This is a genomic window from Streptomyces sp. NPDC005866, from assembly GCF_040629895.1.
Lineage (GTDB): Bacteria > Actinomycetota > Actinomycetes > Streptomycetales > Streptomycetaceae > Streptomyces.
The window spans coordinates 1-16,480 of sequence record NZ_JBEXWP010000046.1 but is presented as its reverse complement, the minus strand read 5'-3'; the positions used below and the strand labels follow the sequence as shown (position 1 = coordinate 16,480).

At 72.1% G+C, this 16,480-nt stretch carries 14 protein-coding genes; 4 read left to right on the top strand and 10 right to left on the bottom strand.

The features are described 5' to 3' along the window. Positions 1-89 precede the first annotated feature (89 nt). Positions 90-716, bottom strand: coding sequence for an NUDIX hydrolase (locus tag ABZ396_RS39580; RefSeq protein ID WP_358925227.1), 627 nt, complete (start codon positions 714-716; stop codon positions 90-92). A 112-nt stretch (positions 717-828) separates the two neighbouring features. After that, positions 829-2,499 (bottom strand): CTP synthase, encoded by a 1,671-nt coding sequence (locus tag ABZ396_RS39575; RefSeq protein ID WP_358925229.1) that lies wholly within the window; start codon positions 2,497-2,499, stop codon positions 829-831. 514 nt (positions 2,500-3,013) lie between these two features. Here ABZ396_RS39575 and ABZ396_RS39570 point away from each other — a divergent pair. From ABZ396_RS39570 to ABZ396_RS39560, 3 genes are all read left to right on the top strand, one after another. Further along, the gene (locus ABZ396_RS39570) at positions 3,014-4,816 is read left to right on the top strand and encodes a glycoside hydrolase family 15 protein (RefSeq protein WP_358925256.1); all 1,803 of its coding nucleotides are present in this window, start codon (positions 3,014-3,016) and stop codon (positions 4,814-4,816) included. 97 nt (positions 4,817-4,913) lie between these two features. Further along, positions 4,914-6,296 carry an FAD-binding oxidoreductase gene (locus tag ABZ396_RS39565; RefSeq protein ID WP_358925231.1) on the top strand — a complete coding sequence of 461 codons (1,383 nt, stop codon included), beginning with the start codon at positions 4,914-4,916 and terminating at the stop codon, positions 6,294-6,296. Positions 6,297-6,339: 43 nt separating this feature from the next. Continuing rightward, positions 6,340-7,977: a PucR family transcriptional regulator gene (locus ABZ396_RS39560; RefSeq protein ID WP_358925233.1), complete on the top strand. Its 1,638-nt coding sequence runs from the start codon at positions 6,340-6,342 to the stop codon at positions 7,975-7,977. Positions 7,978-8,220: 243 nt separating this feature from the next. On the opposite strand, the gene ABZ396_RS39555 is transcribed toward ABZ396_RS39560, so the two are convergent. The 5 genes from ABZ396_RS39555 to ABZ396_RS39535 form a co-directional block, all read right to left on the bottom strand. Then, positions 8,221-9,357 (bottom strand): glycosyltransferase family 4 protein, encoded by a 1,137-nt coding sequence (locus tag ABZ396_RS39555; RefSeq protein ID WP_358925234.1) that lies wholly within the window; start codon positions 9,355-9,357, stop codon positions 8,221-8,223. A 216-nt stretch (positions 9,358-9,573) separates the two neighbouring features. Continuing rightward, positions 9,574-11,292, bottom strand: coding sequence for a DNA repair protein RecN (recN, locus tag ABZ396_RS39550; RefSeq protein WP_358925258.1), 1,719 nt, complete (start codon positions 11,290-11,292; stop codon positions 9,574-9,576). Between the two features lie 299 nt (positions 11,293-11,591). Next, on the bottom strand, positions 11,592-12,497 hold the full coding sequence (locus ABZ396_RS39545) for an NAD kinase (protein WP_358925236.1): 906 nt from the start codon (positions 12,495-12,497) through the stop codon (positions 11,592-11,594). Further along, on the bottom strand, positions 12,494-13,309 hold the full coding sequence (locus ABZ396_RS39540) for a TlyA family RNA methyltransferase (RefSeq protein ID WP_358925238.1): 816 nt from the start codon (positions 13,307-13,309) through the stop codon (positions 12,494-12,496). The genes ABZ396_RS39545 and ABZ396_RS39540 overlap by 4 nt, the downstream gene beginning before the upstream one ends. 32 nt (positions 13,310-13,341) lie before the next feature. Continuing rightward, the gene (locus tag ABZ396_RS39535) at positions 13,342-13,689 is read right to left on the bottom strand and encodes a hypothetical protein (protein WP_358925240.1); all 348 of its coding nucleotides are present in this window, start codon (positions 13,687-13,689) and stop codon (positions 13,342-13,344) included. 42 nt (positions 13,690-13,731) lie between these two features. Here ABZ396_RS39535 and ABZ396_RS39530 point away from each other — a divergent pair, with 42 nt between their 5' ends. Next, positions 13,732-14,079 carry a sterol-binding protein gene (locus ABZ396_RS39530; RefSeq protein ID WP_358925242.1) on the top strand — a complete coding sequence of 116 codons (348 nt, stop codon included), beginning with the start codon at positions 13,732-13,734 and terminating at the stop codon, positions 14,077-14,079. Here ABZ396_RS39530 and ABZ396_RS39525 read toward each other — a convergent pair. The 3 genes from ABZ396_RS39525 to ABZ396_RS39515 form a co-directional block, all read right to left on the bottom strand. Then, positions 14,063-14,905 carry an ABC transporter ATP-binding protein gene (locus ABZ396_RS39525; RefSeq protein WP_358925244.1) on the bottom strand — a complete coding sequence of 281 codons (843 nt, stop codon included), beginning with the start codon at positions 14,903-14,905 and terminating at the stop codon, positions 14,063-14,065. The two genes, ABZ396_RS39530 and ABZ396_RS39525, sit on opposite strands and share 17 nt — an antisense overlap. A 44-nt stretch (positions 14,906-14,949) precedes the next feature. Further along, the gene (locus ABZ396_RS39520; protein WP_358925260.1) at positions 14,950-15,987 is read right to left on the bottom strand and encodes an iron chelate uptake ABC transporter family permease subunit; all 1,038 of its coding nucleotides are present in this window, start codon (positions 15,985-15,987) and stop codon (positions 14,950-14,952) included. 41 nt (positions 15,988-16,028) lie between these two features. Continuing rightward, positions 16,029-16,480, bottom strand: a 452-nt coding sequence (locus ABZ396_RS39515; protein WP_359187027.1) for an iron chelate uptake ABC transporter family permease subunit, incomplete at its 5' end; no start/stop codon positions are given.

Sequence of the window (16,480 nt, the reverse complement as noted above, 5' to 3'; positions counted from 1 at the left end):
CACGTGCACGGACGTTCCGGGTGGGCCACGGCGGGCACATCGCCCGATCGGATCAGGCGATGGTCACACCGGACCGCCTGATGGGGGGCTCAGGACTCGAAGGGGCGGGCCGGCCAGGGCGCGTCGGCCGGGCGCAGCGCGTCGAGGCCGTCGCCGGTGCGGGCGGCGACCACGGAGAGGACGCCCGTCACGAGACAGTTGTTGTGCACATCGCCGGCGAGCGCCAGGCGCACCAGTTCGTCGACCGGCACGCGCGCGTACTCCAGGTCGGTCTCCTCGTGCTCCGCCTCGAAGCGCTCCCCCTCGGCCTCGGACAGATCACGGGCGAGGAAGATCCGTACGGCCTCGTCGCAGCCGCCGGGGGTGGTGTAGAGGTCGATCAGCACCCGCCAGTCCTCGGCCTTGACGTGCGCCTCCTCGTACAGCTCGCGCTGGGCCGCGTGCAGCGGGTTCTCACCGGGGATGTCGAGCAGCCCGGCCGGGATCTCCCAGAGCTTGTGCCGGACCGGGTGCCGGTACTGGCGGATGAGCAGCACGCGGTCCTCCTCGTCCAGGGCGAGGACGGCGACCGAGCCGGGGTGGACCTGGTAGTCGCGGCGGACCACCGAGCCGTCGGGCATGACCACCTCGTCCGTGCGGACGGAGGTCTTGTTGCCCACGAAGGGGGTCTCCGTCGCCCGGATCTCCCACTCCTCGGGGGTGTCCTTGATCGTCATGCCCTGCCCTTCCACACACGCCTTTAAAAGACCGGCCAAGAAGACCGGCCGGATGAAACCGGGGTGCCCAGCCTTTGAAGGTATGCACCCCGGCCACCGTACAACTGGTGTGTCACTTCGAATTCGTCTGCTCGACCTCGCCCTGCTGACGCTCGACCGCGGCCTTCACCAGGCCCGCGAACAGCGGGTGCGGGCGGGTCGGGCGGGAGCGCAGCTCCGGGTGGGCCTGGGTGGCGACCAGGTAGGGGTGGACGTCTCGCGGGTACTCGACGTACTCGACGAGCTTGCCGTCCGGGGAGGTGCCGGAGAACAGGATTCCGGCCTTCTTCTCCAGCTCGGCGCGGTAGGCGTTGTTGACCTCGTAGCGGTGGCGGTGCCGCTCCTCGACGTACTCCTTGCCGTCGTACACCTCGCGCACGATGGAGCCCTCGGCCAGCTTGGCCGGGTACATGCCCAGGCGCATGGTGCCGCCCATGTCGCCCTCGCCGGCGACGATGTCCAGCTGTTCGGCCATGGTGGAGATGACCGGGTGGCCGGTGGCGGAGTCGAACTCGGTGGAGTTTGCGTCCGGGATGTCGGCCAGGTTGCGCGCGGCCTCGATCACGATGCACTGCAGGCCCAGGCAGAGGCCGAGCAGCGGGATCTTGTGCTCGCGGGCGTAGCGGATGGCGCCGACCTTGCCGAGCACACCGCGGTCGCCGAAGCCGCCGGGGATGCAGATGCCGTCGACGTCGGCGAGCTGCGCGGCCGCGCCGGCCGGGGTTCTGCAGTCGTCGGAGGTGACCCACTTGATCTTCACGCGGGCCTTGTTGGCGAAGCCGCCGGCGCGCAGCGCCTCGGTGACCGAGAGGTAGGCGTCGGGCAGGTCGATGTACTTGCCGACGAGCGCGAGGGTGATCTCGTGGTCGGGGTTATGGACGCGGTCGAGCAGGTCGTCCCAGGTCCGCCAGTCCACATCGCGGAACGGCAGGTCCAGCCTGCGGACGACATAGGCGTCCAGGCCCTCGGTGTGCACCGTCTTCGGGATGTCGTAGATCGAGCGGGCGTCGGGGCAGGCCACCACGGCGGCCTCGTCGACGTCGCACATCAGCGAGATCTTGCGTTTGATGGCGGTGGGGACCTCACGGTCGCAGCGCAGCACGATCGCGTCCGGCTGGATACCGATGTTGCGCAGGGCGGCCACGGAGTGCTGGGTGGGCTTGGTCTTCAGCTCGCCGGACGGGCCGATGTACGGAAGGAGCGAGATGTGGACCACGAAGACGTTGTCCCGGCCGACCTCGTGGCGGACCTGGCGGACGGTCTCCAGGAAGGGCAGCGACTCGATGTCGCCGACCGTGCCCCCGACCTCGGTGATCACGACGTCCACCTCGTCGGTGGCCATCCGGCGGATGCGGTGCTTGATCTCGTTGGTGATGTGCGGGATGACCTGGACGGTGTCGCCCAGGTACTCGCCACGCCGCTCCTTGGCGATCACCGTCGAATAGACCTGACCGGTGGTGACATTGGCGGAGCCGTCCAGGTCGCGGTCGAGGAAACGCTCGTAGTGGCCGATGTCCAGGTCGGTCTCGGCGCCGTCGTTGGTGACGAACACCTCACCGTGCTGGAAGGGGTTCATCGTGCCCGGATCGACGTTCAGGTACGGATCGAGCTTCTGCATCACGACGCGCAGGCCGCGGGCCTTGAGCAGCATGCCCAGACTGGAGGCGGTGAGGCCCTTGCCGAGCGAGGAGGCGACACCCCCGGTGACGAAGATGTGCTTGGTCGTCGTAGATTTCGGCGGCATGGCCAAGAGGGGGCTCCCGTGGTCGCGATCTGTCGTGCGGTACGGCCGCCCTCCGGGAGATTCCGGGGGTGCCGTCGCTGCGGTTCGGGGGTTTCGTGCCCACCGGTCCACGGGCTACCAGGGTATCAGCGCCGCGGAGAGATGGCTTCCGGCCACGCTCCGTACACACATCGGCACAGACGTGGAGCCTGGCTTACCGGGTTTTCACCCGGGGCTCACCCATTCGGACCACATAGGTTGCCCGGAGCGGCACGCAGATCATCTACGTGCGTCGTATCCTGCTCGGACACTCGCTGCCGAGCCCGGCCGGAAAACACGGCACACCCCCGCCCGTCACTCCCGGAACAACGAGAGCTTGGCAGTTCGTTGAGCTATGACTGTCGTTTTGCCTCAGGGCGCGGCGGGCTGCTTTGCTTCACCGCTCAACGACGCACAACAACGACCCCTTGACCGCACTAGCGACAGCCCCCTGCCTTCCATGGGGGGTGACGTGGCCGTTCGACTGGAGTTGCACGTGGCCGGGCGCATCGAAGACTACGCACTCATCGGAGACATGCAGACCGCCGCATTGGTCTGCCGGGACGGCACAGTGGACTGGCTGTGCCTGCCCCGCTTCGACTCGCATGCCATCTTCGCCGGTCTGCTGGGCACCGAGGAACACGGCTTCTGGCGGCTCGGCCCGGCCCACGCGGCCGACTCCCAGCCGCCGACCGCGGCCCGCCGCACCTACCGCGGCGACTCGCTGATCCTGGAGTCGGAGTGGGACACCCCGCGCGGCACGGTCCGGGTCATCGACTTCATGCCCCCGCGTGACGGCGCACCCCAGCTGATCCGCATCGTCGAGGGCGTCACCGGCCGGGTGCCGATGCGCTCGGCGCTGCGGATGCGGTTCTCCTACGGCCGTGTCGTGCCCTGGGTGCACAAACACGAGGGCCGGACGGTGGCGGTGGCCGGACCAGACTCCGTGTGGTTCGACACAGAGGCCGAGACCTACGGAAAGTCCCTGACGACGTACGCGGACTTCACCGTCGCCCCCGGGGACCGGATCGCGTTCACCATCTCCTGGGAGCCCTCGCACAAGCAGCCGCCGCCGCTGCCGGAGCCCGAGCAGTCGCTGGAGGCGACCGAGGAGTTCTGGCGCGACTGGGTCGAGCACTGCACGTACCACGGCCCGTACCGGGAGGCGGTGGTCCGCTCGCTGATCACGCTGAAGGCGCTGACGTACGCCCCCACGGGCGGCATCGTCGCCGCGCCCACCACCTCCCTCCCGGAGGACATCGGCGGCGTCCGCAACTGGGACTACCGCTACACCTGGCTGCGCGACGCGGCCATCACCCTCTCCTCGTTGCTGCGCACCGGTTACCGCGAGGAGGCCCGCGCCTGGCGCGAGTGGCTGCTGCGCGCGGTGGCCGGCGACCCGGAGAACCTGCAGATCATGTACGGCATCGCGGGCGAGCGCGAGCTGGGCGAGGCCGAACTGGACTGGCTGCCCGGCTACGAGAACTCCACCCCGGTCCGGGTCGGCAACGGCGCGGCGCACCAGCTTCAGCTGGACGTCTACGGCGAGGTCACCGAGGCCCTGCACCTGGCCCACATGACCGGCCTCGCGCGCAACGACTACGCCTCCCTCCTCCAGCTGAAGCTCATCCGCTACCTGGAGGACCACTGGGACGAGCCGGACGAGGGCATCTGGGAGGTGCGCGGTCCGCGCCGGCACTTCGTGCACTCCAAGGTGATGGCCTGGGTCGCGGTGGACCGCACCATCAAGCTGATCGAGTCCGGGGACGCGGACGGCCCGCTGGAGCGCTGGAAGGAACTGCGCGACGACATCCACCGGGACGTCTGCGAGCGGGGCTACGACAAGGAGCGGAACACCTTCACGCAGTCGTACGGCTCCCAGGAGCTGGACGCCTCGCTGCTGCTGATCCCGCAGATGGGCTTCCTGCCGCCCGACGACAAGCGGGTCATCGGCACCATCGAGGCGATCCAGCGCGAGCTGTCCACGCCGGACGGCTTCATCCTGCGCTACCCGACCGAGGGCGAGAACAAGGGCGTCGACGGCCTGCCCGGTGACGAGGGGGCCTTCCTGGCCTGCTCGTTCTGGATGGCCGACGACCTCGCGATGATCGGCCGCGTCGACGAGGCCCGCAAGCTGTTCGAGAAGCTCCTCGGGCTGCGCAACGACCTCGGGCTGCTCGCCGAGGAGTGGGACCCGCGCCTGAAGCGCCAGGTGGGCAACTTCCCGCAGGCGTTCAGCCATGTGCCGCTGATCGACACGGCGCTGCGGCTGACCGCTTCCGGAGCGTACGGGGGGTAAGAGCCGCCGTCGGACGTCTGCCGGTCCGTTTCGGCTGGTTGGGCCGCTCCCGCCTAGGCTGGGAGGAACTGATCCCCCTTTCCGGAAAGGGGCGGCCATGGCTTTCCGGTCGAAGGCCCACACGGCCCTCGCCGCACTCCGTGAGGATCTGGTCGGCGAGGTGTTCGCGCCGGGAGACGCCGGTTACGACGAGGCCCGTGCCGTCTTCAACGCCATGATCGACCGGCGGCCGGCCGTGATCGCCCAATGCGCGAACGACGCCGACGTGGTCCGCGCGGTGCGGTTCGGCCGGGATCTGGACCTGGCGATCGCGGTGCGCGGCGGCGGCCACAGCGTGGCAGGGTCGGCGAGCGGCGACGGCGCGCTCGTGGTCGACCTGCGCCGGATGCACGCGGTGACCGTCGACCCGGCGGCGGAGGCGGTACGGATACAGGGTGGCGCCACGATGAGCGATCTGGACCGGGCGACCGAGCCGCACGGCCTCGCCACCACCGGCGGCCGGGTCTCCACCACCGGCGTCGGCGGCTTCGTGCTGGGCGGCGGCTCGGGCTGGCTGGACCGCGCCTTCGGCCTGGCCGTCGACAACCTGCTCGGCGTCGAGCTGGTCACCGCCGGCGGCGAGCGCGTCCACGCCAACGCCGACGAGAACCCGGAGCTGTTCTGGGCCCTGCACGGCGGCGGCGGGAACTTCGGCGTCGCCATCGCGCTCATCCTCGAACTCCATGAACTGCCGGTGTTCTCCCTCGCGCTGCTGCTGTACCTGCCGGAGTCGGGCCCGGACGCGGTGCGCACCTTCCGCGAGGTGATCCGCACCGGCCCCGACGAGGCGGGCGGCGCGGTGCTGTACCTCACCGGCCCGCCGCTGCCTTTCGTACCGGAGCACCTGGTGGGCAAGCCGGTGTGCGCCGCCGTGGTGACCTACGCCGGCGGCGACGAGGACCTGCGGAAGATCGCCGAGCCGATGCTGGCGCTGCCGCACGAGGCCGAAGTGGTCGGTCCGATGCCGTACACCGAGGTGCAGCGCCTGCTCGACCTGCCGGCCGGGCTGCGGAACTACTGGTCGGCCGAGTATCTCGCCGCGCTGCCCGACGAGGCGGTGGACGCCTACTGCGCCGGCGCGGACGGCATGCCGGTGCCGACCGGCACCCAGCACGTGCTGTTCCCGCAGGGCGGCGCGATCGCGGCCGGGCCCGCCGAGTACCCGGTGCCGTACCGGGGTGCGTCCTGGGCCGTGCACCCCTTCGGTATCTGGGCGGAGCCATCCGACGACGAACGGGCGGTCGCCTGGGTGCGGGGCGTCCGTGCCGGCGTCCGGCCCTGGTCCACCGGCGCGGTCTATCTCAACTTCATCGGCGACGAGGGCCCCGACCGGGTGCGGGCCGGCCTGGGCACGGCGAACGCGCTGCGGCTCGGCAAGGTGAAACGGACCTGGGACCCCGACAACGTCTTCCGCTTCAACCACAACATCAAACCGCTCTAGCAGAAGGTGCCGCGAGGACGTTCGCCCAGGTAGCGTCCGCCCCATGGACAGCGGTACGGGCAGCGGATTCGACACCCAGGGCGGGATCACCGTGCAGCGGGCGCTGGAACTGCCCGGGCTGCGCAGCGGGCTCCCGGAGACCGTGGCGGGCGCCGACCGGCTGGGCCGGACCGTGCGCTGGGTGCACGCGGGCGAGGTGCCGAACATCGCATCTCTGCTGAAGGGCGGCGAACTGCTGCTCACCACCGGCTACGGCCTGGGCACCCGCCCGGCCGAGCAGCGGGCGTTCGTGCGTACGCTCGCCGAGCGGGGCATCGCCGCCCTGGTGGTGGAGCTGGGCCCGCGGTTCTCCCGGCTGCCCGCCACCCTGGTCGACACCGCTCGGGCGACCGGGCTCCCGCTGGTGCAACTGCACCGCGAGGTGCCGTTCGTCGCGGTGACGGAGGAGATCCACACCGAGATCGTCAACCACCACTACGCGCTCCTCCAGCGTGCCGAGGAGGTGCACCGCCGCTGCACCGAGGCCCTGCTGGGCGGCGGCGGGGTCCCCCAGGTCCTCGCGATCCTCGCCGACTTCAGCGGCAACCCGGTCTTCCTGGAGACCACCGACGGCCAGCTGCTGTACGCCGCCGGGCCGGGGCCCGAGGGCGCGGATCCGCTCCAGGTGTGGGAGGGGCTGCGCGGCCAGCACAAGGACGCGCCGCCGGCCGGGGCGGTCCTGGTGGACGTGCCGGGCGGCGGACCCGGAGCGAGCTCGGTCCGCGCCCGGCTGGTCCTGCTCCCGGTCCGCGCACCGCTCGCCCCCGTGCATCGCATCGCCGCCGACCGGGCCGCCGGCGTCCTGGCCGTCGTCCTGATGCAGGCCCGCCAGGAGGAGGAGCTGGCGGCCCGCGGCCGCGGCGATTTCCTGACCGACCTCGCCGAAGGGCGCATCACCGCTCAGGACGCGCCGGCCCAGGCCCGCGTCCTCGGCTTCAAGCCCGGCTCCAGCCCACTGCTGCCGGTGGTCATGCGGGTCGGCGACTCCCTTCCCCCGGGCGGTGGCTGGGCGGTGCTGGCCCGGGCGGTCGGCGAAGAGCTGGCGGCCGTGGGCGCGCCCGTCCTGCTGGGCGTACGACCGGTCGAGGGCCGCGTCCCCCTCCTGCTGGGCCTGCGCTCGGAGGCGGAGCGGACGACGGTCGCCGACCGGGTCGCGGCGGCGCTGCGGGCGGGAGTGGAGCGCGCCGGGATGCGGCGCCCGGGGGCCGCTCCCCCTGTCGTGGTGGTCGGGGTGGCCGGTGGCTGGGCTGCCGCCTCGGCGGGCCTGCGGCACGCGGCCGAGACGGCGACAGCGGCCCAGGGCCTATCCGACCGCCCCTGGTACGACGCCCGCCGCCTCGACATCGACCTGCTTCTGTGGCGGCTGCGCGACCACCCCGACCTGGCTGCCTTCGTCGACCGCGCGATCGGTCCGCTCAGGGACCACGACAACCGCTCCAGGCCGCCCCTGCTGCCCACCCTGGAGACCTACCTGGCGCACGCGGGCCGCAAGGCGGAGACGGCCCGTGAACTCCACCTCAACCGGCAGACCCTCTACAACCGCCTCGCCCGCATCGGCGATTTGCTGGGCACGGACCTCGACGACCCGCAGGTGGTGCTGGCGTTGAGCCTCGCACTCCGGGCCCGCCGGCACGTCCCCTAGGGCCCTGTCGTTTGGATCAGGCCGCAGGTCAGTGGCGGTGCGGTTCGATGCCGGGGAGCGGGGGCCGGTGCGTGTGGCTGCAAGGCGGAGGAGGCGTGGACAATCAGCCGCTTCCGCGGCGGGCGACGCGGTGGGGGCACCCCCGGCCGAAGGCTGGGGGACCTCGGCGACCGACGACAACGCGGCAGATGCGCGTGCCAGGGCCCGCGACGCTGGCATGATCCAGACGACACCCCCTAGGCGCTACGGCAGCGGCCTGGGCTGGGTCAACTCGTCGTACACGCTGAGCACTTGGGTCACGGTCTCGTCCTCCGTCGGCCAGCTCGCCGCCTGCCGGGCACCCTTCTCACGCAGTTCCTCGCAGCGCTCGGGGTCGCGGAGCAGTCGTACGACGGTGTCGGCGAGGGCGGTCGCGTCGCCGTACGGGACGAGTTCAGCGGCGTCGCCGACCAGGTCCGGGATACCGCCGACGGCGGTTGCGACGAGGGGCACGCGCGCGTGCAGGGCCTCCTGGGCGAGGACCGAACGCGACTCCCAACTGCTGGGCAGCAGTGCCAGATCGGCTGCGGCGAGCAGTTCGGCGACGTCGTCGCGGCGGCCGGCGAGCCGGGCGGGCAGATCCTCGTCCTCGATCCGCCGCTGCAGCACCGTACGCAGCGGCCCCTCCCCCGCGATGACGAGCAGCGGTACCGGGTCGAGCCGGCACCAGGCACGCGCAGCGTCCAGCAGCACGTCATAGCCGCGGTGCCGGTCGAGGGAGCCGACGGCGATGAGCAACGGCCGCCCCATGGCGCCCAGCTCGGCCCGTACCTTGGGCCGCAGCCGCTCCGCCCCCTCCTGCTCCACGGGCCGCCGCAGGCCGGGCAGCGCCACGGCGGCGAGCCGCGCGTCGCGGGCGCCGGTCCGGCGGGCCCGGTCCACCAGGTCGGAGGTCGTTCCCAGCACCACGGCGGCCGCCCGCACCACCCGCCGCTCCAGCATCCGCAGCAGATGCGCCCGGGCGCCCTCGGCCTCCGCCCGGTTGTGCCAGGTGACGATGAGCGGGGTACGGCGGCCGCTCAGCGCCAGCGCGGCGCGGAAGGAGGCGTGCAGACCGTGCGCGTGCACCAGGTCGGCGTCGGTACAGGCGGCACGCAGCGCGGCCACCGACCCCGGATCACTGCTGCGCGGCACATGGACATGGTCGGCGCCCACGCCGGAGAAGTCGTAGGCGCGGTCGGCCTCGACGGGGGCGCACACCGTGACCCGCACGCCCCGCGCGACAAGACCGGCGGCGAGCGAGCGCACGTGCGCACTGCTGCCGGCGTTGCCACCGCCGAGCACCTGCACGGTGCGCAGCGGCGACTGACCGTGCGATGCGTTGCTGCTCACGGGGCTCACGCAGCCGGGCTCCTGGTTCGGCGTCGGGGCGGTCACGAGGATACGTACAGAAGGTATCGGGCCGAGGGGAACACTGCGGAGCTCCAGGGAGGGGCATACCGGGGCGGGGCGGGGCATGCGCCGGAGTGTGTCACCCGTGAGAGTGACAGTACGGGATGCCGAGGGGGGCGCGGGTGTGTGCTCGCGTGCACAGCCACGCGCCCCCGGAGGGGCTGCTCAGGCGTCCGCTCTCGCGGTGGCGAGCAGTTCCTCCGCGTGCGCCCGTGCCGTTTGCGAGTCCTCCTGGCCGGCGAGCATGCGAGAGAGTTCCCGAACCCTTTCCTCGCCCTCCAGGACCTTCACGCCCGAGCGCGTGACCGAGCCGTCGTTCGTCTTCTCGACCAGCAACTGCCGGTCGGCGAACGCGGCGACCTGGGGGAGGTGCGTGACCACGACCACCTGGGCCGACTTGGCGAGCTTGGCCAGACGACGGCCGATCTCGACCGCCGCCTTGCCGCCGACACCCGCGTCGACCTCGTCGAAGAGGTAGGTCGGGACCGGGTCGGTGCCCGCGAAGACGACCTCCACCGCGAGCATCACCCGGGACAGCTCACCGCCGGAGGCGCCCTTGGCGATCGGCCGGGGCGGGGCGCCGGGGTGCGGAGCGAGGAGCAGTTCGACCTCGTCGGCGCCCGAGGGGCCGTACGCCACCGTCCGGCCGCCGACTTCGACGCCCTCCGGGTCCTCGGTCTGCCGGATCGCGAAGGACACGCGCGCGTGCGGCATCGCGAGGGAGCCCAGCTCGGCGGTGACGGCGGCCGCGAAGCGCTCGGCGGCCTCCGTGCGCGCGTCGGTCAACGCCTGGGCGAGACCGCTCAGTTCGGTGCGGAGCGCGTCCCGTTCGGCGGTCAGCTCGTCGATCCGCTCGTCGTCGCCGTCGAGTTCGGTCAGCCGCGCGGCGCCCTGTTCGGCCCACGCCAGCACCGCGCTGACGTCCTCGCCGTATTTACGGGTGAGCGCGGTGAGCGCGGCGCGCCGCTCCTCCACGGCCGCGAGCCGCAAGGGGTCGGCGTCCAGGTCGTCGGCGTACCCGGCGAGTTCGCCCGCCACATCGCCGAGCAGGATACCGACCTCGCCGATCCGGTCGGCGAGCGCGGCCAGCGCCGGGTCGTGCGACCGTACGGCCTCCAGGGCCCGGTGGGCGCCCGCGACGAGGGTGGCCGCGTCGATGCCCTCGGGGTCCTCGGGGTTGCCCGCGAGCGCCGAGTGCGCGGCGGTCGCGGCGGACGACAGCGCCTCGGCGTGCCCGAGCCGCTCCGCCTCCTCGGCGAGCTCGACGTCCTCGCCGGCCCGCGGCTCCACGCCCGCGATCTCGTCGAGGCCGTAGCGCAGCATGTCGGCTTCCTGGGCCCGTTCACGCGCGCGCGTGATGATCTCCTCCAGCTCGGCCGCCACGGCCCGCAGCCGCCGGTACGCCTCGCCGTACTTGGCGAGCGGTACGGCGACCCCGTCGCCCGCGTACCGGTCGAGGGCCTGCCGCTGCCGGGACAGTTTCAGCAGGCCCTGCTGGTCGGTCTGCCCGTGCACGGCCACCAGGTCGTCGGCGAGTTCGGCGAGCAGCCCCACGGGCACGCTGCGCCCGCCCAGGTGCGCCCGGGAGCGCCCCTCGGCGGAAACGGTACGGCTGATCAGCAGCGCCCCGTCGTCCAGCTCGGCCCCGGCCTCCTCGGCCCGTACGACCGCGGAGGTACCCGGGGGTACGGTGAGCCGCCCCTCGACGACCGCCTTCTCGGAGCCGATCCGCACGAGCGCGGGATCGGCACGTCCGCCGAGCAGCAGCCCCAGGCTGGTGACCACCATGGTCTTGCCCGCACCGGTCTCACCGGTGACGGCGGTGAACCCCGGCGACAACTCGACGACGGCGTCGTCGATGACTCCGAGCGACCGTATCCGCATTTCTTCCAGCACGGTGAAGACCTTACGAGGTCCGGCCAGCGAAGTGCGAGGGCCCCTGTCACCCGGGGGAGTGGAGAAACAGGGGGGCGCCGGGCTGAGTCCACATGTACGGCTCCGCCGCGCCGGCCCGACCAGCCGGCGCGGCGCCCTCTGACCCGGGCGAGCGGAGAGACCCAGGGGCGCGGGGAACTGCGCGACAAGCCCCCACGCACCCGCCCCCCGACGCACCGACGCACCGACGCACCGACGCACCGACGCACCGACGCACCGACGCACCGAAAGCAAACCCCCGCGAACCGCTAGTGCGGCGCCCCCCGCCACCCGGAGACCGGCAACGCGAACTTCGCCACCAGCCGATCTGTGAACGACGCATGATGCAACCGGGCCAGCCGCACCGGCACAGCCCCCCGCCGCACCTCGACCCTCGCCCCCGGCGGCAACTCGACCGTCCGCCGGCCGTCGCACCACAGCACCCCCGGCTGGATGTGCGGCAGCACCTCCACCGCGAGCACCGAATTCGGCGAGGTCACCAACGGCCTCGCGAACAGCGCGTGCGCGCTGATCGGCACCATCAGCAGCGCCTCGACCTCCGGCCACACCACGGGGCCACCGGCCGAGAACGCGTACGCCGTGGAACCGGTCGGCGTCGACAGCACGATCCCGTCGCAGCCGAACCCCGTCACCGGCCGCCCGTCGATCTCCAGCACCACTTCGAGGAGCTTCTCGGCGCCGGCCTTCTGCACCGCCGCCTCGTTCAGCGCCCAGTCGGTGTGCACGATGTCCCCGTTGCGGTGCACGACGACGTCGACGGTCATCCGCTCCTCGACCTCGTACGCCTTGCTCACCACCCGGTCGACGACCTTGTCGAGGTCGTCCCGCTCGGCCTCCGCGAGGAACCCGACGCTGCCGAGGTTGACGCCCAGCATCGGCACCCCGGAGGCGCGTGCGAACTCGGCGCCGCGCAGCAGCGTCCCGTCACCGCCGAGGACGATCAGCAGCTCGCAGCCGTCGAGGCTGTGCGGCGACGCCTCCTCGACGAGCTCGACCTCCTCGGGAAGAGGCAGGTCACGTGCCTCGTACTCCAGGACCCGTACGCCGACTCCGGCCGCCAGCAGTCCCTTGACGACGAGTTCGGCGCTGCGGATCGCCGCGGGCCGCCCGGTGTGGGCCAGCAGGAAAACAGTACGAGCTCGGTTCTGTGTCAACGCGGCCCCTCCACGACTGCACGGTCAACATCGGCCGGGTCAAGTTCGGGTGCGCCGGCCCGCAGCCACAGAAAGTACTCGACGTTGCCGGACGGCCCGGGCAGCGGACTGGCGGTGACACCGTTCACCCCGAGCCCGAGCTCCCACGCCTTGTCGGCAACCCCCCGCACGGCCTCCGCCCGCAGCTGCGGGCTTCGTACGACTCCCCCGCTGCCCAGTCGGTCCTTGCCCACCTCGAACTGGGGCTTGACCATCATCACCAGGTCGGCGTCCGGCTTCACGCACCGCGCCAGGGCCGGCAGCACCAGCCCGAGCGGGATGAAGGACAGATCACCCACGACAAGATCCACAGGCTCCCCATCGATAGCTTCAAGCGTCAACTCGCGTACGTTCGTACGGTCCTTGACGGTGACGCGTTCATCGCTCTGCAGCGACCAGGCGAGTTGGCCGTATCCGACGTCGACGGCGACGACACGGGTGGCGCCCGCCCGCAGCAGCACATCGGTGAAACCTCCGGTGGACGCGCCGGCGTCCAGCGCCCGCCGCCCCTCGACCACGAGCCCCCGCGGTACGAACGCCGCCAGCGCGCCGGCCAGCTTGTGCCCGCCCCGGGACACGTACTCGGGGTCGCTGTCGTCGGACTGCACCACGATGGCCGCGGCGGTCTCCACCTGTGTGGCCGGCTTGGTCGCGAGGGTCTTGCCGACGGAGACCCGCCCGGCGGCGATCAGCTGGCTGGCGTGCTCGCGCGAGCGCGCCAGCTTCCGGCGGACCAGCTCCGCGTCCAGACGGCGACGTGCGACTCCTGCCACGTTCGGTTCAGCTCCTGCTCTGGTGGTACGGACTAGAAGGTGTGGCCCGAAGGGCCTCGTTGAGGGGTGCTGGTCGGGTGGGCGGGCGACGGCGCCCTGTCGCCGTACGGCGGTGCGGGCGCCGGAGGCCCGGGGCGGGCGTCGAGCGCGGTGAGCGCGTCGCGCAGTCCCCGATGTACATCCTCGTACACCTCCGGATGCCCGTCCGTGGCGAGGTGGTCGGCGTCGCCCAGCCGGCCGAGCTGGGCGTCGACCTCGGCGTTGCCGGTGGGGGTGCGGGGGACGTTCAGCGGGGCGGGGGCGGCGGGGTCGTACTCGGGCTCGGCCGGTACCGCTTCCGCCGTCTCCGCCACCCGGCCCTCGGGCACAGAGTCGGTCATGCCCCGACGCTACCTCGAACCGCTGGGGTACCGTCGAGCGCGATGGCCACGATCGAGGAGTGCCGAGCCGCACTCGACAAGCTCTCCCACTCCATGGGCGGCGCCGAGGGCGGCGTCCGCGCGGCCGCCGCCATGGACCGCACCGTGAGCTGCCACATCACCGACTTGGACGTCACCTTCGCCGGCCGGCTCACCGGTGGCCGGATCGAGGTGGAGGAGACGTTTCCCGGGCCGCCGCGGGAGAAGGCGCAGATCGGGCTGGCCATGGCCGGCGACGACCTGGTGGCCCTGGTCGACGGCGAGCTGAACTTCGCCGGGGCCTGGGGGTCCGGCCGGGTGAAGCTGGACGCGAACCTGCTGGACCTGTTCCGGCTCAGGAAGTTGCTGTGACCCGTGCCTTCCGGGCCGCCGGCACCACCAGCGGGGTTCCCGTCTCCGGGTCGTCGATGATCTGGCAGCGCAGACCGAAGACCTCCTCGACCAGTTCCGCGGTGACGATGTCGTTCGGCGCGCCCTCAGCGATGGCCTCGCCGCCTCGCAGGGCGATGAGGTGGGTGGCGTACCGGGCCGCGTGGTTGAGGTCGTGCAGCACGGCGACCAGCGTGCGCCCCTGCTCCTCGTGCAGTTCGGCGCACAGGTCGAGGACGTCGATCTGGTGCTGGATGTCCAGGTAGGTGGTCGGCTCGTCGAGGAGCAGCAGCGGGGTCTGCTGGGCGAGCGCCATGGCGATCCACACCCGCTGCCGCTGACCGCCGGACAGCTCGTCGACGTACCGGTCGGCGAGTTCGGCGACACCCGTACGGGCCATCGACTCCTGGACGACCCGCTCGTCCTCGGCGGACCACTGGCGCAGCAGGCCCTGGTGCGGGTAGCGGCCGCGGCCGACCAGGTCGCCGACGGTGATGCCGTCTGGCGCGATGGACGACTGGGGCAGCAGGCCGAGGGTGCGGGCGACCTTCTTCGCCGGCATGGACTGGATGACCTGGCCGTCGAGCAGCACCCGGCCCCGGGTGGGCTTGAGCATCCGGGACAGCGCGCGCAGGAGCGTCGACTTGCCGCAGGCGTTGGGGCCCACGATCACCGTGAAGGAGTTGTCGGGGATCTCCACCGACAGCTGCTCGGCGATGACGCGCTGGTCGTAGGCGAGAGTGACGCTCTCGGCGGACAGGCGGTTCACGGGGCTCCTCTTGCTCTCTGACTGGGGGTTCTCGCTCATGTCCGGCTCGCCTCGGCTGCTCATGTCCGGCCCGCCCCGCGTGCTCATATCCGGCCCGCCTTGCGTTCGGTGACAAGGAGCCACAGCAGGTAGACCCCGCCCAGGACACCGGTGACCACGCCCACGGGCAGCTGGTCGGCGCCGAAGGCGCGCTGCGAGGCCCAGTCAGCGGTGACCAGCAGGGTGGCGCCCATGCAGAGGGAGGGCAGCAGATTGGGGCCGGGCGAGCGGGTGAGACGGCGGGCGAGCTGCGGGGCGGTGAGCGCGACGAAGCTGACCGGGCCCGCGGCGGCGGTGGCGGCCGCGGTCAGCAGGACGGCCGACACCATCAGCAGCAGCCGTACCCGCTCCACCCGCACCCCGAGGGCGTTCGACACGTCGTCGCCCATCTCCATCATCCTGAGGCCGCGCGCGTTGGCGAGGGCCAGCGGGACGAGGACCGCGCACAGCGCGAGCAGCGGCCAGACCTGGCTCCAGTCGCGGCCGTTGAGGGAGCCGGTCATCCAGACGACCGCGCGGGTCGCGTCGACGAAGTCGGCCTTGGTGAGCAGATAGCCGTTCACCGCGGTGACGATCGCGGAGACACCGATACCGACCAGGACCAGCCGGTAGCCGTGCACGCCCTGCTTCCAGGCGAGCAGATAGATGGCGAGGCCGGTCAGCAGACCGCCGATCAGCGCGCCGGCCGTGACCTGGGTGGCACTCCCGGACATCAGCACGATGACGACGAGCGCGCCGGACGTCGAGCCCTGGGAGAGACCGAGGACGTCCGGGCTGCCGAGCGGGTTGCGGGAGATGGACTGGAACAGCGCGCCGCCGAGGCCGAGCGAGGCGCCGACCAGCAGGCCGACCAGAACGCGTGGCAGCCGCAGTTCGTTGACGATGAAGTCCTGGCCCGCGGTGCCGTCGCCGGCCAGCGTCTTCACCACGTCGCCGAAGGAGATCGGGAAGTCGCCGGTGCCGATCAGCACGACACTCGCGGCGCACGCGGCCAGCAGCAGCGCGGTCACGACGATCAGCGCGCGCAGGTCCGTCCGCAGGGAGAGCCCGCCGGGGGTGCGCAGGGAACGCGTGTTCTTCACAGCGGTGGTCTTCACAACGGTGGTCTTCACAGCGGTGGTCTTCACAGCTGGGCCGTCCTTCGCCGTCGTACGAGAAGAATGAAGACCGGTCCGCCGATGATCGCGGTGACGATGCCCACCTGGAGCTCCGAGGGGCGGGCCACCACCCGGCCGATGACATCGGCGCCGAGCAGCAGCACGGGCGACAGGATCGTCGCGTACGGCAGGATCCAGCGCAGGTCGGGGCCGGTGAAGGAGCGCACGGCATGCGGGACCATCAGGCCGACGAACGCGATCGGGCCGCAGGCGGCGGTGGCCGCGCCGCACAGCACGGTGGCGGCGAGCATGGAGAGCGCCCGCGTGCGGCCGAGGTTGGCACCGAGGGCGCGTGCGGTGTCGTCGCCCATCGCCACCGCGTTCAGCGGCCGGGCGAGGCCGAGGGCGAGCAGGGTGCCGACCGCGAGGAACGGCAGCACCTGCACGATCGTCGGTTCGCTGGCCGAGGCCAGCGAAC